This is a genomic window from Shewanella sp. SM20 (assembly GCF_025654545.1).
Classification (GTDB): Bacteria; Pseudomonadota; Gammaproteobacteria; order Enterobacterales; family Shewanellaceae; genus Shewanella; species Shewanella oncorhynchi.
Genome location: NZ_JAKKRK010000007.1, coordinates 50,609 through 74,677, shown reverse-complemented (window position 1 = coordinate 74,677; position 24,069 = coordinate 50,609). Strand labels below are relative to the sequence as shown.

The window sequence follows — 24,069 nt, the reverse complement described above, 5'->3', positions numbered from 1 at the left end:
ATGGGGATATTTACTATTTTCCATTTACCAGTGGCGATATGCAAGGTATAATCCCGCCGCAATATTTCACCTCTAAATCCTACTCAACTGGGGAGATGTTGCATATGCTACGTTTAATTAAAGAAGCGCTTACTTTTGACGATGTGTTGCTTGTTCCTGCGCATTCGACTGTACTCCCAAATACCGCCATTCTAAAAACTCGCCTGACCAATACCATTGAATTGAATATCCCACTAGTGTCTGCCGCTATGGACACAGTTACCGAAGCTCGTCTTGCGATCGCGATGGCGCAGGAAGGAGGTTTAGGCTTTATTCATAAAAACATGAGTATTGAAAAACAAGCCGAAGAAGTTCGTAAAGTAAAAATTTACGAAGCGGGCGTGGTTCAGCAACCAGTGACTGTAACGCCATCAACGACCTTAGCCGATCTGAAAGTGTTAACACTGAAGAATGGTTTTGCCGGTTATCCCGTGGTCAACGAAGCCAACGAGCTGGTCGGTATTATCACTGGCCGTGACGTACGTTTCGTGACAGATTGGAGCAAAACGGTAGAAGAAGTGATGACGCCTAAAGCGCGTTTAGTCACTGTTGCCGAAGGCACTAAATTAGATGAAGTGCAAAAATTGATGCACTCACACCGTATCGAAAAAGTTCTTGTGGTTGATGATAACTATAAATTGAAAGGCCTCATCACAGTTAAAGACTTCGAAAAAGCCGAACGTAAACCGAATGCCTGTAAAGATGAGTTAGGCCGTTTACGTGTTGGTGCCGCCGTAGGTGCGGGCGCTGGTAATGAAGAGCGTGTTGACGCTCTGGTTAAAGCCGGTGTTGACGTTTTACTTATCGATTCTTCCCACGGTCATTCCGAAGGCGTTTTACAACGCATTCGTGAAACTCGCGCTAAACATCCTGATTTGCAAATTATCGGTGGTAACGTTGCCACGGCTGAAGGTGCATTAGCCTTAGTCGAAGCGGGTGTTAACGCAGTTAAAGTGGGTATTGGCCCAGGTTCTATCTGTACAACTCGTATCGTGACAGGCGTGGGCGTACCACAAATTACCGCAGTATCCGATGCTGCCGCAGCCATGAAGAGCCTAGGTATTCCTGTGATTGCCGACGGCGGCATTCGTTTCTCTGGCGATTTAGCCAAAGCATTAGCTGCGGGTGCATCTTGCATCATGGCGGGCTCAATGTTTGCGGGAACTGAGGAAGCACCGGGTGAAACTGAGTTATATCAAGGTCGTGCGTATAAATCCTACCGTGGTATGGGTTCTTTAGGCGCTATGTCTCAAGGCTCATCTGACCGTTATTTCCAATCCGATAATGCTGCCGATAAGTTAGTCCCCGAAGGTGTAGAAGCGCGTGTGCCTTATAAAGGTAAGTTGAAGGAAATCATCCATCAACATATGGGCGGCCTACGTTCTTGTATGGGATTAACAGGTTGCGCCACCATTCTAGAGCTGAATGAAAAAGCCCAATTTGTGAAAGTGACTTCAGCGGGCATGGGCGAGTCCCACGTACACGATGTGACTATCACTAAAGAAGCGCCGAACTACCGTTCAGGTTCTTAATCGTTTGATAAGAGGGGCGGCGTAAGCCGCCTCTTTGTAAAACGTATGATCCAATACTTAAAGCTGGCAGTCGCTGCTTTGAGCAATGTTAAAACAATAGATGAGATAAAGGTTACCCATGAGCGATATTCATGAGCACAAGATACTGATCCTCGATTTTGGATCCCAGTACACTCAACTGATTGCCCGTCGTATCCGTGAAATCGGCGTTTACTGTGAATTATGGGCTTGGGACGTAACAGAAGCCCAAATCCGCGAATTTGCCCCGAACGGCATTATTCTTGCGGGCGGACCAGAAAGTGTCACGGCTGAAAACTCGCCGCGTGCGCCTGAATACGTCTTTACCGCAGGTGTGCCGGTACTGGGCATTTGTTACGGCATGCAGACTATGTCTGAGCAGTTGGGCGGTAAAGTGATCCAAGGTGTGGGCGAAGGTGAATTCGGCTACGCTCAAATTGAAATGCTGACAGATTCATTGCTATTCAAAGGCATTGAAGATGCGGTTAGCAGTGACGGCAAACCCTTACTCGACGTATGGATGAGCCACGGCGATAAAGTGTCGGCTATTCCTGAAGGGTTTGTGGCGGTCGCTAAAACGGACACTTGCCCATTTGCCGCTATGGCAAACGAAGAAAAGCAATTCTTCGGCGTACAGTTCCACCCAGAAGTGACCCACACTCGCCAAGGTATGCGCATGTTATCGCACTTTGCCTTAGACATTTGTGGCTGTGCAGCCAACTGGAAACCCTCCTCTATCATCGAAGATGCGATTGAGCGCTTGAAGAAGCAAATCGGTGATGATGAAGTGATTTTAGGATTATCGGGCGGTGTTGATTCTTCGGTTGTGGCTATGCTGCTACACCGCGCTATCGGCAAAAAACTGACCTGCGTATTCGTTGATAACGGTTTATTACGTTTGAATGAAGCCGAGCAAGTGATGGAAATGTTTGGCGATCATTTCGGCCTGAATATCATCCACGTTGATGCGGAAAACCGTTTCCTCGATGCGATGAAAGGCGAAGCCGATCCAGAAGCTAAGCGTAAGATCATCGGCCGCGTATTCGTGGAAATTTTCGATGAAGAATCGAAAAAATGCGCCAATGCCAAATGGTTAGCGCAAGGCACGATTTATCCAGACGTGATTGAATCTGCCGGCAGTGCCACAGGCAAAGCACATGTGATTAAATCTCACCATAACGTTGGCGGTTTGCCTGACGATATGGAACTGGGTTTAGTCGAGCCACTGCGCGAACTGTTCAAAGACGAAGTGCGTAAAATTGGTCTTGAGTTAGGCCTGCCATACAACATGCTTTATCGTCACCCGTTCCCAGGCCCCGGTCTTGGTGTACGCGTATTAGGTGAAGTGAAAAAAGAATACTGTGACTTGCTGCGCCGCGCCGATGCTATCTTCATTGAAGAACTGCATAAAGCCGACTTATACAATAAAGTCAGTCAAGCCTTTACCGTGTTCTTACCTGTACGCTCTGTTGGCGTGATGGGCGATGGCCGAAAATATGACTGGGTTGTGTCACTGCGCGCAGTTGAAACAATCGATTTTATGACAGCCCATTGGGCACATCTGCCCTATGATTTCTTAGGTCGCGTATCAAACCGCATCATTAACGAAGTCGATGGCATTTCCCGTGTGGTTTACGATATCTCTGGCAAGCCGCCAGCGACTATCGAATGGGAATAAGTTAATTATTTGAATTAACGATTAAAAGGCGCCGAGTGCGCCTTTTTTATTGTTTGATGGATTAACTTGGGATGAATGACTCAGCCGTGAAATATCTGTGCTTGACTGATATAATCCGGCTTTATTTTTTGCTAAAAGAGATAAGGTGTAAGTGGTGCAAACGCAACAAGACGAACAATCTCAGCAAGATGAATATTGGATGCAAGTCGCGATGCTGATGGCAGAAAAAGCCGAGGCCGAGGGCGAAGTGCCTGTGGGTGCGGTATTGGTCAAAGACGGTCAGCAGATTGCGATGGGTTACAATTTATCCATTAGCCAGAACGATCCTAGCGCCCATGCGGAAATTTTATGTTTGCGGGAAGCGGGGCGTTTGGTCGAAAACTATCGTCTTTTAGATGCGACTTTATATGTCACCCTCGAGCCTTGCGCTATGTGTGCGGGCGCTATGGTGCATAGCAGAATTGCTCGTGTGGTATTTGGTGCTCGGGATGAGAAAACGGGTGCAGCGGGTACTGTGCTGAATTTGCTGCAACATCCGGCGTTTAATCACCAAGTTGAAGTGACATCGGGTGTGCTGGCCGATGCTTGTAGCGCGCAATTGAGTCGTTTTTTTAAACGTCGCAGGGAAGAGAAAAAAGCCCTGAAACAGGCTCAAAAGGCGCAGCAAGCTATTGGTAAGTGACGATTAACGTGACAGAATTAATCCTGAGACTGAATAAAAGTAAAGAAGAGTTTTTGACGATTTAAAATACGGCGATGACGAATTTTTAGCAAAGTACGACGACGCGCAACGGTATTGTTGATGGTTTTTCTTCTCATATTGACCCCATTAATTGTTATTATCGATGCCCTACAGAGATTTATCTTAGGTCATACCCCAAGACAGTAGCAGTTGCACAGGAGTGCAGCAATAGCACTGGTCAGATAAGCTGAACTAAGCGATGTTTTTCATCGCAAATTTGAGTTAGGTTGGCAAACCTTAATTCGGTTCTCCTGTTGTTTGATATCGCACCTTGTTGAAGACATCTATGTACATCTTGAGTTTTTATGTTGATGTTCTTGTTACGTAAAACTCTGTACTTGATATATAAGAAGTGAGTTGTTGGATTGTCGTTTGGCCCATGCACCTGAGCGCTAACGAGTTAAGCTATTTAGGTTGATCAGGGCTTAACGTTCCCGCAGGAAGTACGGGTTCTTCCGCAGTAAGGTCGCTCGAGTCATCATCGGGGTCGGGTTGTTTCGACTGATTATCCACCCAGACTAGCGTGTCATAGTAGCGACGGATGCTGTCGACGTAATGAACGGCTTCACTGCCTCGGGCGTAACCATAACGTGTTTTTTGATAATATTTACGCTTTTGCAGTAGCGGTAGTACCTTTTTTAAATCTCGCCAAGCATTGGGATTTAACTCCATCGATTCCGCAAGCTTACGTGCATCTTCAATATGGGCATATCCTATGTTGTAAGAGGCCAGCGCAAACCACATGCGTTGACTCTCGGGGATCGATTCTGGCAGGCGATTGATCATATCGTTCAAATACGCCGCGCCGCCGCGAATACTTTCTTCGGCATCGAGTCGGTTGGTGATCCCAATCTCTTTGGCGGTTGGCTGAGTCAACATCATCATGCCACGCACTCCTGTGGCCGAGCGGGCATTAGGATTCCAATGTGATTCTTGATAGCTGGTTGCTGCCAGTTTACGCCAATCTAAATTGCCTGCATGGGTTTCAAATAATTGTCGATAACGCGGCAATACTGTCTCAATGGCACGGATAAATGCGCGAGTATCGATATAATCGAAGCGTTTTACATGACCAAAGTATTTCTCGTTGAGGTGATCCAGCGTGCCGGCAAGCTTCTCTTGGTGCCAAAAGGCCAGCAATTTACTCATAAGTTCATCACTGTGAGTGGGAGGTAATAGCCAGATCACATCGAGTTTTTCTTCTAGCACAGGACCTGAGCGTAAGTCGGGCAGGTAGCGACGGTTGATCTGTACGCTACTAGAGTCGGCGATAGTGTAGTCAATTTCTTTGTTGGCAATCATAGCCAACAACTCTTCACTGTCTTTGTCGGTAATTTGATCCCACACCAGCGTTGGATAATGCTTTTGCAACTGGGTCAAGGTCTCGACGAAGGAAGAGTCGGCGATAACGGTGATCTTGCCTTTTAAGTCGCTGATGTCTTTTGGGGTTGGCATGCCTTCGCGATACACCAACACTTGATTCACCCGGTATAGCGGTGGACCTAAGCGGAACTGTTCTCGCCTTGTGGGCGTTTCTGTCATGCCTGCAGCAATAATATCGATTTCATTCTTTTTGAGGGCTTCGTACAACTCGATACGGTTTGTGTAGGGCACCATTTTTAAGGGCACATTTAAGTATTCGGCAAACAATACCGCCATATCGTAATCGAAACCGCTATCACCTTGGCCCGAGGTCATATAAATCTGTGGGCCGTAAAGTGTACCGACTCTTAGCTCAGTTAATTTTTTTGGCACGAATTCTGTTTCGTCCACGGTCACCTGCTGACAGGCAGTCAGTAGGAAACCTAAGATAAGAGCGAACAGAAATCGAGTCATTAAATGTACTTATAGTAAATAAAATCAATATTATAGATAGCGAGTTAACAGTGGGGCATTAGTGGTGAACTGGCTGACATTGGTGGGATTATATCCGTTTGTCTGCGATTTCGAAAAAAAATCATTCTGGGGGAAAGTACAGCCGACACAATACTGGGCTTTTTATATCACAGGAAACACTGTTTTGCGTAAGGTCGCAGGTGATTTGTGACAGACATTTCCTTATAATAGCGCCACCTCTGACCCCTGCAATAATAAATAATAAGGTGAATAGACGTGATGGAGATCATCCGCGGAGCCCCTGCACTCTCGACGTTTAGGGTGCAAAAGCTGATGGAGGCCTGCGAAAACGCGGCGCTTCCGGTACGCCAAATCTATGCTGAGTATGTCCATTTAGCGGATTTGAGTGAGTTGCTCGACACAAATGAACGCCAGCAACTTGAAAAAATTCTCACCTATGGACCTGCGATAGAAGCTCATATCCCCCAAGGTTCACTCCTGTTTGTCACTCCTCGCCCCGGTACTATTTCTCCTTGGTCTTCAAAAGCCACTGACATCGCGCACAATTGTGGCCTTGGTAAAGTGAAGCGTTTGGAGCGAGGCGTTGCGTATTATGTCGAGTCAGATGCACTGACAGCGCCTCAGCAACAAGCTTTAAATGCGTTGCTGCACGATCGCATGGTTGAAATTATCCTCGATGATTTTACCAAAGCCGATGTGCTGTTCAAACGCACTGAGCCTGCGCCGTTTAAGAGCGTCAATATTCTTGCCGAAGGTCGCCGCGCACTTGAAGTGGCTAACACTACATTGGGCCTTGCCTTAGCCGAAGATGAAATCGACTATTTAGTCGAGAACTTCGTCCGTTTAGGCCGTAATCCCCATGACATCGAATTGATGATGTTTGCTCAGGCGAACTCTGAGCATTGTCGTCATAAGATTTTTAACGCAGATTGGACCATTGACGGTGAAGTTCAGCCTAAGTCACTGTTCAAGATGATCAAGAACACCTTTGAAACCACGCCTGATCACGTGTTATCTGCCTACAAAGATAACGCTGCTGTGATGGAAGGTTCGGTTGCGGGTCGTTTCTTCCCCGATCCTGATGGGGTATACAACTACCACACTGAACCAATGCACATCCTGATGAAAGTGGAAACCCACAACCATCCAACCGCCATCAGCCCCTATCCTGGCGCTGCAACTGGTTCGGGTGGTGAAATTCGTGATGAGGGCGCGACGGGTCGTGGTTCTAAACCTAAAGCGGGTTTAACAGGCTTTAGCGTATCCAATTTAAAAATCCCAGGTTTTGTTCAACCATGGGAAGGTAACTATGGCAAGCCAGAACGTATCGTGAGCGCGCTGGACATCATGACCGAAGGACCACTCGGCGGCGCGGCATTTAACAACGAGTTTGGTCGTCCGGCACTGGTCGGTTATTTCCGTACCTATGAGCAGGAAGTCAGCAGCCACAACGGTGTTGAAGTCCGTGGTTACCACAAGCCAATTATGCTAGCCGGTGGTTTAGGTAACATTCGTGAAGAACACGTACAAAAGGGCGAAATCACCGTTGGCGCTAAGCTGATTGTGCTGGGGGGCCCTGCGATGAACATAGGTCTGGGTGGCGGCGCTGCTTCATCTATGGCATCGGGTCAATCGAGTGAAGACTTAGATTTTGCTTCTGTGCAACGTGAAAACCCAGAAATGGAACGTCGTTGTCAGGAAGTGATTGACCGCTGTTGGCAGCTTGGCGATAAAAACCCTATCCAATTTATCCACGATGTGGGTGCGGGCGGTTTGTCGAACGCTTTCCCAGAACTCGTGAATGACGGCGAGCGCGGCGGTTTATTTAATCTGCGTAATGTGCCTTCGGATGAGCCAGGCATGAGCCCGCTGGAAATCTGGTGTAACGAATCACAAGAACGTTATGTGATGTCAGTTGCTCCTGAAAACCTCGCACTATTTACTGCCATCTGTGAGCGTGAGCGCGCACCGTTTGCGGTGGTGGGTGAAGCGACGGCGGAAAAACATTTAACGCTTAGCGACAGCCATTTCGACAATAATCCTATCGATTTACCGCTCGAAGTCTTATTAGGCAAAGCGCCTAAGATGAGCCGCGATGTGGCATCGGCCAAAGCCGTATCGCCAGCGCTCGAACAAAACAAGATTGATGTTAAAGAAGCGGTTAAACGCGTACTGAGCTTGCCTACAGTTGCGGATAAAACCTTCCTTATCACTATTGGCGATCGCACCGTCACGGGTTTAGTGAACCGTGACCAAATGGTGGGTCCATGGCAAGTGCCTGTGGCCGATTGCGCGGTGACTGCGGCAAGCTTTGATACCTACGCCGGTGAAGCTATGTCACTGGGTGAACGTACACCGCTAGCACTGCTTGATTTTGGCGCTTCTGCCCGTATGGCTGTGGCTGAGTCAATCATGAATATCGCCGGTGCCGATATCGGTTCATTTAAGCGTGTCAAGCTTTCTGCCAACTGGATGTCTGCCTCGGGTCACCCTGGTGAAGATGCGGGTCTTTATGAAGCGGTGAAAGCCGTAGGTGAAGAACTGTGTCCAGAGCTGAGCCTGACCATTCCGGTCGGTAAAGACTCTATGTCGATGAAGACCGCATGGCAACAAGATGGCGCGGATAAAACCGTGACGTCGCCTATGTCATTAGTCATCACCGCCTTTGGTGTGGTGCAAGATATTCGCAACACAGTGACGCCAGAGCTACGCACCGATAAAGGCGAAACGTCTTTACTGTTAGTGGATTTAGGTGCGGGTAAAAATCGTTTAGGCGGTTCTTGTTTAGCTCAAGTGTTTGGTGAGTTAGGTGATATTGCGCCGGATCTTGACGATGCTGCACTGCTGCGTGGTTTCTTCGAAACCATGCAAAATCTGGTGGCTAAGAAGTCGGTTATCGCTTACCACGACCGTAGCGACGGTGGTTTATTCACTACCTTAGTGGAAATGGCTTTTGCCGGTAATACAGGTTTAGACATAGATGTAGAAGACTTGCAGGGCACGGATTTAGAGCGACTCTTTAATGAAGAACTCGGCGCTGTGCTGCAAGTGAGCCGTGACAATGCTGCGAAAATTGCCGCTCAGTTCGCTATCGCTGGTGTGCCTTGCCATGTGATCGGAACTCTAGCCGACGATCAACGCATCACTATTAAAGATGGCGCGCGTGAAATCTTCAGTGATACCCGTGTGGCGCTGCGTACTCTGTGGTCAGAAACCACGTATCGTATGCAAGCTCTACGTGATAACCCAGCCTGTGCGCTTGAAGAGTTCAAACTTAAGCAAGACGAAACCGATTTAGGCTTAACTGTTAACTTAAGTTTTGATCCAAGCACTGATGTTGCCGCACCTTATATCCTTAAGGGCGCTGCGCCTAAGATGGCGATTTTGCGTGAGCAGGGCGTGAACTCCCACGTGGAAATGGCTGCTGCCTTTGACCGCGCCGGATTTGAAAGCCGCGACGTGCACATGTCTGACATTTTATCTGGCCGTATCAGCCTAGATGAGTTCCAAGGCCTAGTGGCCTGTGGTGGCTTCTCCTACGGTGACGTATTAGGTGCAGGTGAGGGTTGGGCTAAGTCGATTTTGTTTAATGAGCGTGCTCGCGATGAGTTTTCTCGTTTCTTTGAACGTGACTCAAGTTTCGCCCTTGGCGTGTGTAATGGTTGTCAAATGCTGTCGAACCTGAAGGAAATTATCCCAGGCAGCGAGCACTGGCCACGTTTTGTGCGTAACCGCTCAGAGCGTTTCGAAGCGCGTTTCAGCTTAGTTGAAGTGCAACAGAGCCCGTCGTTATTTTTCCAAGGTATGGCCGGTTCACGTATGCCCATTGCTGTATCCCACGGTGAAGGTTTGGCTGAGTTTGCTAGCCCTGAAGCGCTGGCGATTGCCGAAGCGTCAGGCACGATTGCGCTGCGTTTTGTCAATGGTAAGGGGGATATCGCGACTCAGTATCCACAAAACCCGAACGGCTCGCCAAATGGCTTGACTGGGATTTGTACCACCGATGGCCGCGTAACCTTGATGATGCCGCACCCCGAACGTGTGTTCAGAACAGTGGCGAACTCTTGGCATCCAGATGCTTGGGGTGAAGATAGCCCTTGGATGCGTATGTTCCGTAATGCGCGAGTGACCTTAGGTTAAGCGTTTAAAGTCAACGGCTTTTGCCTTTGTTGAGGGGCAAAAGCAGGTTAATGAAAGCGTAAAAAAGGAGCGATAATTTCGCTCCTTTTTTATATATAAAATGCATTTTATGGAAGTGATTGTATTTTAAATTATTAACGCTTATTGCAAATAATCTAATGGACTAAAGTGGCAAAATAGCCACTTTAATCGGTAAATACCTATTAATAGGTATGTTGCGCATTTGATACGGGGCGTGGTGTTTTATGGGGTTCTGGAGTTGTTGGGGGATGCTAGGGTCTTAATATAGAAAAAGCCCCCAATCTCAGGGAGATGGGGCCCGTTTTGCGCTAACAAAACTTCACATAAATGCAATTAATTTCACGAGTAATTCTGGGGATTATTTCAGCTCATTAGCTGTATAAAGTTCAACAAAAACACGCTTGTAGCTGTTAACCAGACGTTCAAATAATTTAGTCATATCGATATCTCCACACCAAAAGTTAGTACCTATGTGCGCGAAGTTGGTCTTGGCTGGGCTACGACACCAGTTCTACCAAATTGTCTCCTTAACACAGGACATATATTAAACAACTTAGGTTAGCTTCTCAAACGAGAAAAAATACAAATATTCATTATTAAAACTAATGCATTTTAGAGTGTGTTATTGTGGTTTTTTATATTTATATGTATTTATATTTGATTTTAAAGGTTTTAAATTATGGAATACTTAAATTTGTGACAATATTTTTTAGTTAATTTGTTGCAACATTATTTATTTGTTGGTTTTTGATGATTAGAGCTTATTTTTGCTGCCTAGTTAGTGAAAGTATGACTTTATATCAATTAATGGTTGCTCACTACTCTTGTTTTTATCGATTGTCAATCCTCTCTGGTGGGGAAGTGTGTGCCTCACCGCAAAACCCACCTAAACCCCTGAGTTTGATTGATTTGCATCAAAGCGAGGTGGTATAAAATAGCCACAAATGAAAATGAATAAATATCTTAACTATCTGATATTTATATCGATGAAATCATTTGATTGAGTGAGTGGTAGGGTGTCGGTCTCAGTTACTTGCGATAGTGTGACTCGCGTCTCAATATGCAACGGATATTGGTACTTTTTAGCCCTTGCTGCTTCGAACTAATGCAAAAGATTAAATTTAACGGTTTATACTGTTGTCGCAGATATAAACATAAAATGAAAACTCACTATCCTACAAAGGCACTTGCTGTGATTGACGCGGGTTTTTGTCATAGCAATTGGACGCACCAAGTAAGGAGTCACCGATGATTGTTGAAGAGGTTGTTGAGCTATCGCGGTTGCAGTTTGCGCTGACAGCCATGTATCACTTCCTATTTGTTCCCTTGACTTTGGGGTTGGCATTTTTGCTGGCTATCATGGAATCACTGTATGTGATGACAGATAAACAAATTTATAAAGATATGACTAAGTTCTGGGGTAAGTTATTTGGTATTAACTTTGCCTTGGGGGTTACCACAGGTTTGGCAATGGAATTCCAGTTTGGTACTAACTGGTCTTACTATTCGCATTACGTAGGGGACATCTTTGGTGCGCCTCTGGCTATTGAAGGTTTAATGGCCTTCTTCCTTGAATCTACCTTCGTGGGTATGTTCTTCTTCGGTTGGGATCGTTTCACTAAGCGTCAGCATTTAGTCGTGACTTGGTTAGTGGCCTTTGGTTCTAACATGTCGGCATTGTGGATCCTAGTGGCAAACGGTTGGATGCAAAACCCTGTGGGTTCAGTGTTCAACTACGAAACCATGCGCATGGAAATGACCAGCTTCGCTGAGGTTGTGTTTAACCCTGTCGCGCAGGTGAAGTTTGTTCACACCGTCGCTTCGGGTTATGTGGCGGGTGCCATGTTTGTACTGGCGATCAGTGCTTATTACATCCTCAAGAAACGTGACTTACCTTTTGCCCGTCGCTCATTCGCGATTGCAGCTAGCTTTGGTATGGCGGCGATTCTGTCGGTTATCGTGTTAGGTGACGAATCTGGCTATAAAGTGGGTGAAGCACAGCGCGTTAAGTTAGCAGCGATTGAAGCTGAGTGGCATACAGAGCCTGCTCCAGCGGCCTTTACTGCTGTCGGTTTTCCGAATCAAGAAACCATGAAAACAGATTTTGCAGTCAAAATTCCTTATGCGATGGGTATAGTGGCAACACGCTCGTTAGATGAAGAAGTGACTGGTATTCATGACTTGATTGCTGAGCATGAAGTGCGTATCCGTAACGGTATGAAAGCCTATGCCATGCTAGTGAAACTGCGTGCGGGTGAAGAAACGCCTGAACTACGTGCTGCTTTTGAAGAAGCGAAAGTCGACTTAGGCTACGGTTTCTTACTGAAACGCTACACAGACAAAGTGGTTGATGCGACTGAAGAGCAAATTAAAGCAGCAGCTAAAGATTCTATCCCGAACGTAGCACCGATTTTCTGGAGCTTCCGTGTGATGGTAGGTCTAGGCTTTATCATGTTGTTCGTATTTGCTGCGGCATTCTGGCAAAGCACACGTCATCAAATCGCCGAGAAAAAATGGGTACTTAAAGCTGCACTTTATAGCTTGCCATTGCCTTGGATCGCGATTGAGTGTGGTTGGTTTGTGGCTGAGTATGGTCGTCAACCTTGGACGATTTCTGAGGTACTACCGACCTTTATGTCTGCGTCAAGCTTAACGACTGGCGACTTATGGTTCAGTATCCTTTCTATCACCTTGTTCTACACTGTACTGCTGGTGATTGAGATGTTCTTGATGTTTAAGTTTGCCCGCATTGGTCCGAGCAGTTTGAAAACTGGTCGTTATCATTTCGAGAACCTAGAAGCCTAAGCAGAGGATTTCATTATGTTTGATTATGAAATATTAAGAGTTATCTGGTGGGCTCTGATCGGCGTACTGTTCATCGGATTTGCGGTTACTGATGGTTTTGACATGGGTGTCGGTGCGTTACTGCCAATTATAGGCAAAGACGATACTGAGCGCCGTATCATGGTTAACACTATTGCTCCCCATTGGGACGGCAACCAAGTGTGGTTAATCACAGCAGGCGGTGCGTTATTTGCCGCTTGGCCTATGGTGTATGCAGTGTCTTTCTCTGGCTTCTATGTCGCCATGATGTTAGTGCTGTTTGCCCTCTACATGCGTCCAGTCGGATTCGATTATCGTTCTAAAATCGAAAATCCAAAGTGGCGTAAGTCATGGGATTGGGCTTTGTTTGCCGGTGGTTTTGTACCTCCGCTGATCATAGGCGTGGCCTTTGGTAACTTGTTACAAGGTGTACCTTTTGAATTCGACGAGTTCCTACGTGCGACTTATCACGGTGGTCTGTTCGGCCTGTTGAATCCTTTCGGTTTGCTGGCAGGTCTTGTGAGCGTGAGCATGTTTATGATGCAAGGCGCTTCTTGGTTACAAATGAAGACTGACAGTGAGCTGCGTGTTCGTGCTGCGAAAGCCACGCAATTCTTCGCACTGTTAGTGGCTGTGTTGTTTGCTGCTGCGGGTGTGTGGTTAGCCAATGGTATTGATGGTTATGTATTGACTTCAGTACTGGACCATAATGCGGTTTCTAACCCAGCCATGAAAACCGTCGCAATTGAAGCGGGTGCTTGGCTTGCCAACTATGACAAATACCCCATCACTATGCTGTTCCCTATCTTAGGTGTGGCATTGCCTCTACTAGTGATTTTGGTTAGCCGCTTTAACCGTTCAGGTTTTGCGTTCCTATTCAGCTCACTCACTGTGGCTATGGTGATTTTGACTTGCGGTGCAGCAATGTTCCCATTCGTCATGCCATCATCACTTAACCCTAACGTCAGTTTGACTATGTGGGATGCAACAGCCAGTAAAATGACCTTAGGTGTTATGACTGCTGCTGCAGCGATTTTCGTACCTATAGTGTTGAGCTACACTGTCTGGACTTACTACAAGATGTTTGGTCGTATCGGCCGTAAGCATATTGAAGATAACAAAGCCTCACTCTATTAGGCATTAAGGAGCATCTGCTATGTGGTATTTTACGTGGATATTAGGGGTTTTGTTGGCCTGTTCTTTCGGGATTATCAATGCCCTGTGGCTTGAGAATACAGAGAACATGGACAGATCGGCAGAAGATGCCGAGTAACGTCTAAACTCGATTTAAAAACCTCGCATTAGCGGGGTTTTTTATTGGGATTTTTTGATGGGCTGAGGTTATTTTAGTTTGAGGCAGAGCTAGGCTATCGTATTAGGCCAAGCAGTTAACTTCGCTGCAGAGTGGTGATGTAACTGCAGCGAATAGGCCTGATATCATCGCTTTTTGATTGTGCTCTCTGCAGATGCTTGCTCTGCATGGTTTAAGATATTTTCTCCATTACTCCTTTACGTCAGTATCCTAAATCAAAGTCCCAAATCCATTTCTTAAATGTGGCTCCTATCGTTTTGATGTACTGCTGTTATAAAAAATGCCGCCCAGTTAGGGCGGCATTTAACGTTTGATAAAGCACTAACTCTGTATCTAAGTCCGCATTTGAGTTAGGCCTTAAACTGACTTATTTGGCGTTTTAAGGCGGCGGCTAAGGAAGACAGTTCATTGGCAGAATGCACTGTTTCAGTGGCACGGTGCTCGCCTTCGTTAGCGAGTTCGCTGATCTGATGTAAATTGTGGGTTATCTCTTGTGCAACACTGCTTTGCTGCTCAGTAGCCGAGGCTATATTGCGTGAGCTAATCGCGAGTTCGCCAATCCTACGGGTGATTTCCTTCAGTTGTTCACCCGTTGCTTCACCCTGTGCTGCAGATTCCATTCCTAATTGATGACTTTGGCTCATTTGTTCTGTGGTGCTTTTCACTTGAGTTTGCAGCTTTTCAATTGTTTGGCCAATTTCTACAATGGATGACTGTGTCCGCTGGGCGAGAGTCCTCACCTCATCGGCAACGACAGCAAAGCCTCGACCTTGATCGCCTGCGCGCGCCGCTTCAATCGCTGCATTTAATGCGAGTAAATTAGTTTGCTCGGCAATGCTGTTAATGACTTCGGTCACTTTGCTGATCGCTTCACTTTCATGGCTGACTTTTTCAACCGATTGATGACTGTTACTGAGTTGCTGACTGAGTTTGAGTAAATCCTGCACCACTTTCGTCTGTTGGTTTTGACCTTCTTTGGCTGCGGCATCCACTTGCTGGCTTTGAACTGCGCCATCTTGGGCATGATTAGCCACATCACGGATCGAGGTCGACATTTCTTCGATGGCAGTTGCGATTTGATCCGTTTGTAGCATTAGGGCTTGAGCTTCTTCACCATTTTGCTTCGCGATGCTCTGTGCCTTGGAGGCTTGTTGCTCTAGACTCATGACTGAATCCTGCAATGCAATAATCAATTGCCTGAGCTCTGAGGACATAGTTGATACGCTGGTCGTGATTCGATCCACTTCGTTTTGACTCTGTGGTTCTGATGGCGTTAAGTGATGGCTAAAATCGCCACTGCCTAAATTTTCCATATGCACTTGGAGGGCATGCAAAGGTTTAAGTGCGCGAATTAAGACAACTGATAATAGCGCTGTGATCAGCGCGATCCCTGTGATAGCAACGATGGCGTTGATGGTGAGCAATTGCATACTTTCTTCATTAAGCTCACTTGCCTTGACTTGACCCACTAGCACCCAATTCCAGCCCGTCACGGTTTGGCTATAGGCAAACATAGGCTCATTTTTACTATTGTTGTAATGGGATTCCGCATCATTTTGGGTGGCATACGCAACACTTAAGCCATCAAGCATACTTTCGGTGATGATGTCACCTGCGTTGAACTTAGGATGGGCGACTAACACATTGTCTGCTTTGCGTACTAATAGAAAATGGCCACTTTCTTCTAAGGTGATTCTGTTAACTGCTTCTTGTAATTGTTTTAAGGAACTGGTGATGTCGAAGCCAATATATAAGATACCAATAACTTTGCCCTGTGTGTCTTTCACTGGACGATAGACTGTCATGTAGTCTTTGCCGAAAAGTTTGGCATAACCTTCGTATTCATTACCGCTGATCAGCACTTGATAGCCTGGATGTGTTTTGCCAAGGGAAGTACCTAGTGCACGGCTGCCATCGGCTTTTTTGAGCGAAGTCGAAACTCGCATAAAGTCATCGCCATCACGCACGAATACCGTAGCGGTACCGCCAGTTAGATTAGCAAAACGATCGACTTTACTTTTTGATGAGTTCACTTGTTCTTGTTCATGCATTAGGGCTGGAGAGCCAACTCCCATCACATTGACAGTTTTATTTTGCAGACTAAATTGTCCAGGATACATTTCCTTAAAAACATCGGCGTTGCGTCTCGCAAGTTGCAGAAGACTATCGTACTGCAGCTCTAACATGTCTGAAACTGCACGCATTTCAGATTTCATGGCACTGATACCTTTATCTTCTAATACATTTGAAGCGGCTTTATAGGAGACGGTACTCAATACGCCAAAGATGAGAAGAGTAAGAATAAACGCGAGGGCGCCAATTTGTTTTGCAATAGGCCAATTTTTATAATTCATCGTAAGATCCTATAGGTAACGGTTACATCAATGTAGCCTAAGTTTTACTCTGTAGTCTTGATGTGGGTCTAAAACTTCTGCAATTTTAAACTCATTTCGTTGATATTTTTGCAGTTTTAGACTTGGACTCATCAGCTTATTTTGCAGAAATGTTAGCAGATAACATGCCCAAGTACTGGCTGTATTCTGAAGGTATAGACTAAGCTGCTTAAGGTGAATGGAGTTCATAGTGTTAGAACCACATTATAGGAGAAGTGTATATGCTAGGTGAGAATCATGCGTTGGTTTATGAGTTTCCTGATTTTGTCGATCAAATTAAGCATTTAAAAGTCAATAATACTGCCTTCGCGACCATGGCTAGTCGTTACCATGAGCTCGATAATAAAATTAGGGCGCTGGAGTTAACAAAAGTGCCCACCGCCGATGAGCACTTTTTAGCGTTAAAATTAGAGCGATTAAACCTTAAAGATAAACTGTACCAATATCTAGTTCATGATGCGATTTGAGCTTGAATCGCGGATGGGGTGTTCGCCGTACGGGTTTTCATCAGCAGCAAATACATAGTTGGAACCCATACCAGAGAAAGTAAAGTCGTCAGCAGGGTGCCACCCGCGATAGCAATGGCAAAGGGAGGCCAAAACCCGCCGCCAGCAATGATGAGCGGAATAAAACCGCCCACGGTGGTAATGGTCGTTGAGCTGATATGACGACCACAGCTGTTGACGGTAGAGACTATGGTTTCCATATCGCCGAGCCGAGCGCTCGGCATATCTTCTAGTTCGGCCAAGATCACAATCGCAGCGTTAATGGCAAGTCCCATTAATCCAAGTAGCCCTATGATGACCGGGAATCCAAAGGGATAACCAAATACAAACACGGCTAATAGGCCAAGTCCTGCTGATTGTATCGCGCTCAATAGAATAATCGCTGTGAGCCGAAAGGAGTTAAACGACAGCACTACAGTGGCTAATAACAAGGTGACGACCAATATCATATTGGACAGTAAATTACCGACTGCTTCGTTACGCTTAGCGCTTTCCCCACCGATTTCAATGCGATAACCCGATGGCAACGGTAATTGAGCCACTTTATCTTTAACATCATTAAGTACTTGAGCAGGTAATACCCCACTGACAATGTAGGCTTCTATGGTATTAACCCTTTGGCCGTTACGCCTTGGAATGGCGCCGCGGCTCACTTGCACTTCGTTGTGGGTGAGGGCGGATAATGCAACAGACTCACCCGAAGGTGTGATTAATTGAATTTCAGAAAGGCGGCTCACCTGCTCGCGACTGTCATCAGCAAGGCGAACTCGTACGGGTAAGGATTCTGTTTGCTCAAGCACGCTGCCACCGATAACGCCTGTGGTTGACATTTGGATCTGTTTGGCAATGTCCGTCAGGCTTAACCCACTCATTAGACTGGCATCTTCATTTACCTGTAGCCACAGCTTAGGCGCACCGGCACTTAAGGTTGCACGTGTGTGAAGTACGTCCGGCGTTTGCGCGAGAATATTACGAACTTCGTCGCCCAATGATCGCAAAGTATCTAGATTCGGGCCGAAGATCATTAACTCCACTGGTGCATTAAAGGGCGGGCCTTGCTCGAGTTTTCGTACTAGTACTTGCGCTTCGGGAAAAGCGCTATCAAATTGCTGTTGTAATTCGGGGATTAACTCATTGGCACGCTCAAAGTCAGTCACTTTTACCATGGCCTGTGCATAGTTAGTCGCCCCTTGTTGGCGCTGCGTCAGGTTGTAATAAAATGAGGGCGTATTACCGCCGACCACCCAATCGACTTGAGTGATCCCTGTGACTGCGTGGAGTTTTTTATCCATCAACTGCACTTGGTTCAAGGTGTTTTCTAAACTTACATGGGGCGCAAGATAAATTTCAATTTGGAACATGTCCCTGTCCGATGGCGGAAAGAATTGCTCTGTCATTTTACCCGAGGCGAAAAAACCTAATACTGGTGTAATGCCGATAAGCAGCGCGCTGACGATAGGGCGTTTAAGGGCAATTCTCAGGCTCGCTTGAAAATATTGGCTCACTAGCGGGAGGTTGATCCCGTGTTGATACCAGACATCCTGTTTACCTTCATGACTAAAACGTCCCGCGAGCCCTGCAATTAGCGTATGGGAAATCACGTAAGAGCCCAGCAGCGCAAACATCACTGACATGGCAATGCCACCGACAAATTCCCCCGCAGCACCGGGCATGAGTACTATCGGCGCAAAAGCCAAAATAGTGGTGATAGTCGATCCCGCTAAGGGCAGCCAAAGGTGGTGTAAGGTTTCGCTCACTGCGGCTAAACGGCTCATTCCTTGCTGACGTCTTTGTGATATGGCATCGACAATCACTATCGCATTGTCCACCATGATCCCAAGGGCGACGACGAGTCCTGTTACCGACATTTGATGTATCGGCAGGCCGATATATTTCATGCACGCCAAGGTAAATAGCGCTGTGAGCGGCAATGAAATCGCCACTATGATGGCGTTTCTTAAACCTAGGGTGAGGAGTAATACCAGCAAGATGATGACAAATCCTTGCAGCAGGTTAACCACTAGCCCGCCAAGTCGTTCGCTGGTGTAACTGTTTTGCTCGAATAGCCATTGGATCTGGATATTAGCGGGCACTTCGCGATTGAGTTCGTCAACGACGTTATTGACTTGCGCTTGCCAAAGATCAACACGGGTATTATCGATCATTCGTACTGCAACCATTACGCCTTGTTCACCATCGACTAACGCTATGCTATCCGCTGGGGTTTGAGCTTGGCGAGTCACAGTGGCTATGTCGCCGAGGCGAATAATTTGCCCTTGGCTATCAATTTTAAGCGGCACTTGGCGAATACGGGTTAAAGAATCAAGCTCGCCGGAGACTTCAACTAAGGCACGAAATTCACGGTTGTTGATTTCACCGGCAGCAATTTTACTATCGGCGCCACTGAGAATATGGGCGATTGAAGCAGGAGAGAGCTGTAACTGGCTCATCTTGTTACCATCAAGCTGCACTAGCATTTCTTCGGTCGGTGCGCCGTAAAGTTTGACAAAATCCGTGCCCGATAACAGCCTGAGCCGACTCTGTAATTCTTTTGCGTAGCGGTTTAGCATGTCGACTTGTACGGGCGTATTACTATTCCACACTAAACTTAAGATGGCGGTGTAGGCATAACCAATTTGATCATCGAGTGTGGGAGATTGTATGCCCTCAGGTAAATTAATTTTCGCATCGGCCAATAAATCCCGTGCTCGAGACCATACGGGAGCCGTTTCTTTAACTGTGTCTTTCAATTCTAACTGTATAACTGAAATCCCTGGTCGAGAGGTTGATTGGATCAACTTAATTTCTTCCAAACGTCTGAGCTGGTTTTCAATGACTTCAGTCACTAAGGCTTCGACCCGCTCGGCTGAGGCGCCAGGATAAGGGGTGATCACAGAGGCGAAACGGTTAGTTATGTGGGGATCTTCAGTACGCGGTAGGCTCGATATTGCACCAAAGCCTGCGACAAGTAATAGTGCAATAACGAGGCTGACTAAGCGGCCGTTTTCAACAAAGGCTTTAATCATAATTACCTCGTGGCTGCAGCAATGGGAGATACAGTTTGGCCTACGACCAGCTTATGCAGCCCTTGGCTGACATAGATTTCATTAGGCTGAATCGCGCCTTGAATGTAGGCCATGTCTTGGGTGGTGTAGAGGATTTCCACATCGCGGCGCTCTATGATGGATTGCTGTTCATCGTTTGCGATGACATAGAGATTCCATAATCCGCGAATACCATCCGTCAGTGCGGAAATGGGTACCCAATAGCCCGGTTGCGGGATTTGCTGTTGTTGATGCAGATACGCAATTTCGCCATTGATTACATGTGCATCTCGGGGCAGGCTTATTCTCAGTTGCAGGGTACGACTGATGGGATTGACTTCTGCGCTGATACCGGCAATTTCAGCAGTAAAGGTTTGATCTTGCACGCTGACTTGCACTTGCTGTTTGGTGTTAAATTGTTCTGCTAGCGCAACAGGAACACCAATATAAGCTTCAGGATTGATGTTACCCACTAAGGTGAAGATAGGACTGCCCGCGGCAACCACTTCGCCTAAGTTATGTAGTCTTTGGCTTATGGTACCGTCAAAGGGAGCCATTAAAATGGATTTGTCGAGCTTAAGTTGGTTGGCATGCTGCGAGGCAAGTAGACGGTTTTTCGCTGCGGCTAAGCTATTTAATTGTGAGCGGTTTTCATCTAATAGCTGCTCAGAGACATAGCCCGATTTTTTCAATTCTTGATTACGTTTTAGAGTGCTGGTGGCCAGATCTACATCGGCTTGGGTTTGTGCCAGACTTGCTTGGATCTCTTGACGCTCGGCTTCGAGTAGCCGGGTATCTAGAACTGCAAGTATTTGTCCTTGCTTAACTTTACTCCCAGAATCGACCTGTAAATTGTTTAACTTTCCTGCTAGTTCAAAGCCTACACCTGTGGTGTTACCTGCACGGATAGTGCCAGTGAAGGTCTGAAAGTGTTCATAACTTGGGGTCTGGATCAACGCTTGGCTTGTGACTGTGGGTAGCGTGGCTGTCGTAGCGTGTTCGGTGATTTCCTTTTGACAGGCGGATAATGTGGCTAAAGCAAACACGCAGACGATAAGAGTGCGCCAAGAAAGTCGGGCAGTTCGATCCATTTTAAAGGCTTCCGCTGTAAGTTAAACGTTAATGTTATGTAACTAGACTTGCTAGTCTAGTTGTACGAAACTAGACTGTCTAGTCTATTTTGTGCTTAACTAATGCCAATTAATTATGTCTATCTATTTGAGAGTTGATATGACGCATTCCTCTGAGACGCAATTACCTTTGAGCCGTAGTGAACAAAAACGTCAGCAAGTCCTTGTGGCTGCTATTGATTTGTTTTGTCGTCAAGGTTTCCCTCATACCAGTATGGATGAGGTTGCAAAGCTTGCGGGCGTGTCGAAACAAACCGTATATTCCCATTACGGCAGCAAAGATGAATTATTTGTTGCGGCAATTGAATCTAAGTGTGTTGGCCATAATCTTAATGATGATTTGTTAAGTGATCCCACTAAGCCGGAATCGGCATTAACCCAATTTGCCTTGCAATTTGGGGAGATGATTGTCAGTCCTGAAGCTATTACTGTATTCAAAGCCTGTGTGGCGCAATCCGAAAGTCATCCTGAAGTGTCGCGATTGTTCTTTGACGCAGGCCCTAAACACATAGTGGGCTTATTGGCGGATTATTTAGTCGCTGTAGAGGCGTTAGGGCAATATCGATTTGGTAATGCTCACCATAGTGCAGTGCGTTTATGTTTAATGTTGTTTGGTGAGCTAAAACTTAAATTAGAATTGGGGTTAGCGGCCGATGAACTTTTTGACGACAGAAATCATTATATATTGGGTTGTGCTGACATGTTCTTGAGGGCGCATCGGGTAGAGTGAAGGCTTGTTTGTTTCAAATGTATTAGTTTGTATCTTCATTTTGAAAGCGTGAACCTTTTTATTCAATAGCGCGTATTATGCACAAAAATTTATTCATTATTTTAAATGCAAGGAGCTAGCGTGGCTAATCGAGAACTCGCACCATTAAGCGTAAAACAGCGGTTGCTGAAAGGCAGTTTGTTATTGTTACCGTTAATGAGCTGTGCCGCTATTGCAGCGGATAAACCTTCGCAGGAATACAAACCTTTTAGATTAAGTGTCACGCAGATCAGTACCCAAAGCGCCGAGGTGGCCAATGGCAATACTGAGCTACAAAGGGACAGCTTATTACTGAATGCTGGGATGAATGTATCGCTGGATAAGCAATGGTCGCTAGGCTTTCGTGTGGGCTATGACAGACTTGATTATGACTGGCGTAACATCATGCTTACTGGCGCAAACAATGTCGCACCGCTGTTTGGCACCGACGGACAGAATTGGGATCATATTAATCGTTACCGTGCCGGAGTGTCGTTAAATTATCGCATGGATAAACATTGGGCCTTCTTTTTAGCGCCGCAGATCCAATATGCCTACGCCGATACAGCATCGGCTAGCCAAGCTCAGAGTTACGGTATTGTGGTATCGGCCATGTATGCATTTGATTCGGGAAACATGATTGGTTTTGGCGTCGCGTATCTTAATGATATCGATGAAGTTCGCACTGTGCCTTATCTTGCCATGCGTTGGCAGATAGATGAACATTGGGCTCTGGCTAACCCATTCCAAGCCGGTTTTAGTGGTCCAGCAGGACTAGAGCTCAGTTATCAATTCAATCCTGATTGGAATATTGGTTTGGGGAGTTCACGTCGTACTGAGCGATTCCTTATTGAGGATGATGATATTGCTGTAGAAACGAACGAATGGGTGAGCTATCTGCGTGGTGGTTGGCGAGCAACGCCTGCTTTAACCGTAAATCTCTATGCTGGTTATTACTTTGATGGTGAGTTAGAAGTGACAAATCAAGCTGCGCTTGAAATGGATAACCAAGGCGCAGCGGCCTTGGATATCGAATTCAAATTCTAACGTTAATGTCAGTTATTTGCCCAGCATGGCCTCTTTGAGGCTTTTCTGGGCTGGCTTATCACCTAGCCAAATTTTTAACAGTGCTTGACGGAACATTTCACCTTCGATGGTGGCTTGTTCCTGACCATTTTTATAGGCAGTCACGCCACGGGCTTTATTGGCGACTAAGGTAAATTGGTCACCTTCTTTAATTTCTTCCTTAAACAGCGCCATAAAGGTATCTATTTGCGGTTGAATATCGGCGGTGTTTTCTGCCGTCGCTTGCTCAAAACCTTCAGTGATCGCATCGCGCATTTTTTCTGAGGTGATCATGCCTGAGGTAATGTTAAGACGTATCGCTGCAACTGGTGCATCAATAACCGCTGCTGTGCTACTCAATGCTGCTGGCAAATACAAACTGCCTACATACAAATCCATAAAGAACTTACTGCGAACGCCCGCACCATTGAGCTGTAATGTTTGGCTATCTAATGTCACTGTCTCGGCGACTTGCACTCCTGAGACTTCTTTGGCCATTAATGTGTGGGGTAATAACAGCGCGCTTGCTAGGGTAAGAGTGGAGAGTAACTTCATAATACACCTCATTTTTCTATTTTAATTATTGGGTTTCATACCAATCACAATAAATATCTAATCAGTTCAGAGCCTCACAGGCATCCCAATCCAAGGTGCATTGACGTAGAAATGGTTATTCCCTTTTAAGTCAATGCAACACCGGAGTCGGATGCCTGTGAGGCTCCCGAAGGGCGGGTTCAACGCGCTTCATACTGCGTTCAAGGCTTTCGACAGAGCACCACTATGCCTTCAAGCCTTCGCCTTGTCTAAAGCGCGTTGAACTCCCGCTGAATGAACAGATATTTAATTCGATTGGTATAAAGCAGATTTTTATGAGTATTTACAGCAAAAAGTTGACCCCAACTTCTCAAATACTCGGCACCGAAAATGGATGTTAATCTAAAGAAGAGGGGAGAGATAGGCTAATTGTGCTTAAGTATCTTTCGAGTATGGCATACTCATCATTAAGTATGAGCATGCCAAC

The 24,069-nt window shown here is 46.2% G+C and carries 16 protein-coding genes; 11 read left to right on the top strand and 5 right to left on the bottom strand.

Annotated elements, in window-relative coordinates; translation table 11 throughout:
- The first annotated feature begins 104 nt into the window (after positions 1 to 104).
- From guaB to tadA, 3 genes are all read left to right on the top strand, one after another.
- On the top strand, positions 105 to 1,571 hold the full coding sequence (gene guaB, locus L5M18_RS04915; RefSeq protein ID WP_006085677.1) for an IMP dehydrogenase: 1,467 nt from the start codon (positions 105 to 107) through the stop codon (positions 1,569 to 1,571).
- A gap of 118 nt (positions 1,572 to 1,689) precedes the next feature.
- A complete protein-coding gene (guaA, locus tag L5M18_RS04910) occupies positions 1,690 to 3,267 on the top strand; it encodes a glutamine-hydrolyzing GMP synthase (protein ID WP_263196096.1) in 1,578 nt (525 codons plus the stop codon).
- Positions 3,268 to 3,421: 154 nt separating this feature from the next.
- Positions 3,422 to 3,949 (top strand): tRNA adenosine(34) deaminase TadA, encoded by a 528-nt coding sequence (gene tadA / locus L5M18_RS04905; protein WP_411569265.1) that lies wholly within the window; start codon positions 3,422 to 3,424, stop codon positions 3,947 to 3,949.
- Positions 3,950 to 4,414: 465 nt separating this feature from the next.
- Here the strand turns inward: tadA and mltF are convergent, their stop codons facing one another.
- Complete coding sequence (mltF, locus tag L5M18_RS04900; protein ID WP_168824519.1) at positions 4,415 to 5,845, bottom strand: membrane-bound lytic murein transglycosylase MltF; 1,431 nt, start codon at positions 5,843 to 5,845, stop codon at positions 4,415 to 4,417.
- A 279-nt stretch (positions 5,846 to 6,124) separates the two neighbouring features.
- Between mltF and purL the strand changes: the two genes are divergently transcribed.
- The 4 genes from purL to cydX all read left to right on the top strand — a co-directional run bounded on the left by purL (position 6,125) and on the right by cydX (position 14,123).
- Positions 6,125 to 10,006: a phosphoribosylformylglycinamidine synthase gene (purL, locus tag L5M18_RS04895; RefSeq protein ID WP_263196122.1), complete on the top strand. Its 3,882-nt coding sequence runs from the start codon at positions 6,125 to 6,127 to the stop codon at positions 10,004 to 10,006.
- A 1,269-nt stretch (positions 10,007 to 11,275) separates the two neighbouring features.
- The gene (locus L5M18_RS04890; RefSeq protein WP_028761244.1) at positions 11,276 to 12,832 is read left to right on the top strand and encodes a cytochrome ubiquinol oxidase subunit I; all 1,557 of its coding nucleotides are present in this window, start codon (positions 11,276 to 11,278) and stop codon (positions 12,830 to 12,832) included.
- A 15-nt stretch (positions 12,833 to 12,847) separates the two neighbouring features.
- Positions 12,848 to 13,987 carry a cytochrome d ubiquinol oxidase subunit II gene (cydB, locus tag L5M18_RS04885; protein ID WP_263196094.1) on the top strand — a complete coding sequence of 380 codons (1,140 nt, stop codon included), beginning with the start codon at positions 12,848 to 12,850 and terminating at the stop codon, positions 13,985 to 13,987.
- A gap of 19 nt (positions 13,988 to 14,006) precedes the next feature.
- Positions 14,007 to 14,123 carry a cytochrome bd-I oxidase subunit CydX gene (gene cydX / locus L5M18_RS04880; RefSeq protein WP_011788717.1) on the top strand — a complete coding sequence of 39 codons (117 nt, stop codon included), beginning with the start codon at positions 14,007 to 14,009 and terminating at the stop codon, positions 14,121 to 14,123.
- Positions 14,124 to 14,512: 389 nt separating this feature from the next.
- Here the strand turns inward: cydX and L5M18_RS04875 are convergent, their stop codons facing one another.
- Complete coding sequence (locus tag L5M18_RS04875) at positions 14,513 to 16,516, bottom strand: methyl-accepting chemotaxis protein (protein ID WP_263148980.1); 2,004 nt, start codon at positions 16,514 to 16,516, stop codon at positions 14,513 to 14,515.
- 260 nt (positions 16,517 to 16,776) lie between these two features.
- On the opposite strand from L5M18_RS04875, the gene L5M18_RS04870 reads away from it, so the two are divergent.
- Positions 16,777 to 17,022, top strand: coding sequence for a YdcH family protein (locus tag L5M18_RS04870; RefSeq protein ID WP_105251903.1), 246 nt, complete (start codon positions 16,777 to 16,779; stop codon positions 17,020 to 17,022).
- Here L5M18_RS04870 and L5M18_RS04865 read toward each other — a convergent pair.
- Both L5M18_RS04865 and L5M18_RS04860 read right to left on the bottom strand, forming a co-directional pair.
- Positions 17,007 to 20,087, bottom strand: a complete 3,081-nt coding sequence (locus tag L5M18_RS04865; protein ID WP_263196092.1) for an efflux RND transporter permease subunit — start codon at positions 20,085 to 20,087, stop codon at positions 17,007 to 17,009. The genes L5M18_RS04870 and L5M18_RS04865 overlap by 16 nt on opposite strands.
- 2 nt (positions 20,088 to 20,089) lie before the next feature.
- Positions 20,090 to 21,196, bottom strand: a complete 1,107-nt coding sequence (locus L5M18_RS04860; RefSeq protein WP_263196091.1) for an efflux RND transporter periplasmic adaptor subunit — start codon at positions 21,194 to 21,196, stop codon at positions 20,090 to 20,092.
- Between the two features lie 139 nt (positions 21,197 to 21,335).
- On the opposite strand from L5M18_RS04860, the gene L5M18_RS04855 reads away from it, so the two are divergent.
- Together L5M18_RS04855 and L5M18_RS04850 are read left to right on the top strand one after the other, a co-directional pair.
- Positions 21,336 to 21,965 (top strand): TetR/AcrR family transcriptional regulator, encoded by a 630-nt coding sequence (locus L5M18_RS04855; RefSeq protein ID WP_131523683.1) that lies wholly within the window; start codon positions 21,336 to 21,338, stop codon positions 21,963 to 21,965.
- Positions 21,966 to 22,085: 120 nt separating this feature from the next.
- Positions 22,086 to 23,030, top strand: a complete 945-nt coding sequence (locus tag L5M18_RS04850; protein WP_263196089.1) for an autotransporter outer membrane beta-barrel domain-containing protein — start codon at positions 22,086 to 22,088, stop codon at positions 23,028 to 23,030.
- Between the two features lie 12 nt (positions 23,031 to 23,042).
- Here L5M18_RS04850 and L5M18_RS04845 read toward each other — a convergent pair whose 3' ends face one another.
- Entirely contained in the window at positions 23,043 to 23,603 is a 561-nt protein-coding gene (locus L5M18_RS04845) for a chalcone isomerase family protein (RefSeq protein WP_105251908.1), read from the bottom strand.
- Between the two features lie 191 nt (positions 23,604 to 23,794).
- Between L5M18_RS04845 and L5M18_RS04840 the strand changes: the two genes are divergently transcribed.
- Positions 23,795 to 23,983 (top strand): hypothetical protein, encoded by a 189-nt coding sequence (locus tag L5M18_RS04840; RefSeq protein WP_263196120.1) that lies wholly within the window; start codon positions 23,795 to 23,797, stop codon positions 23,981 to 23,983.
- Positions 23,984 to 24,069 lie beyond the last annotated feature (86 nt).

What these genes read in the sequence shown, in the direction of transcription:
- L5M18_RS04845 (WP_105251908.1), bottom strand. Translation starts at nt 23,603, where the DNA reads ATGAAGTTACTCTCCACTCTTACCCTAGCAAGCGCGCTGTTATTACCC.
- L5M18_RS04860 (WP_263196091.1), bottom strand. Translation starts at nt 21,196, where the DNA reads ATGGATCGAACTGCCCGACTTTCTTGGCGCACTCTTATCGTCTGCGTG.
- guaB (WP_006085677.1), top strand. Translation starts at nt 105, where the DNA reads ATGCTACGTTTAATTAAAGAAGCGCTTACTTTTGACGATGTGTTGCTT.
- cydB (WP_263196094.1), top strand. Translation starts at nt 12,848, where the DNA reads ATGTTTGATTATGAAATATTAAGAGTTATCTGGTGGGCTCTGATCGGC.
- mltF (WP_168824519.1), bottom strand. Translation starts at nt 5,845, where the DNA reads ATGACTCGATTTCTGTTCGCTCTTATCTTAGGTTTCCTACTGACTGCC.
- L5M18_RS04855 (WP_131523683.1), top strand. Translation starts at nt 21,336, where the DNA reads ATGACGCATTCCTCTGAGACGCAATTACCTTTGAGCCGTAGTGAACAA.
- guaA (WP_263196096.1), top strand. Translation starts at nt 1,690, where the DNA reads ATGAGCGATATTCATGAGCACAAGATACTGATCCTCGATTTTGGATCC.
- L5M18_RS04875 (WP_263148980.1), bottom strand. Translation starts at nt 16,516, where the DNA reads ATGAATTATAAAAATTGGCCTATTGCAAAACAAATTGGCGCCCTCGCG.
- L5M18_RS04865 (WP_263196092.1), bottom strand. Translation starts at nt 20,087, where the DNA reads ATGATTAAAGCCTTTGTTGAAAACGGCCGCTTAGTCAGCCTCGTTATT.
- purL (WP_263196122.1), top strand. Translation starts at nt 6,125, where the DNA reads ATGGAGATCATCCGCGGAGCCCCTGCACTCTCGACGTTTAGGGTGCAA.
- L5M18_RS04870 (WP_105251903.1), top strand. Translation starts at nt 16,777, where the DNA reads ATGCTAGGTGAGAATCATGCGTTGGTTTATGAGTTTCCTGATTTTGTC.
- L5M18_RS04890 (WP_028761244.1), top strand. Translation starts at nt 11,276, where the DNA reads ATGATTGTTGAAGAGGTTGTTGAGCTATCGCGGTTGCAGTTTGCGCTG.
- cydX (WP_011788717.1), top strand. Translation starts at nt 14,007, where the DNA reads ATGTGGTATTTTACGTGGATATTAGGGGTTTTGTTGGCCTGTTCTTTC.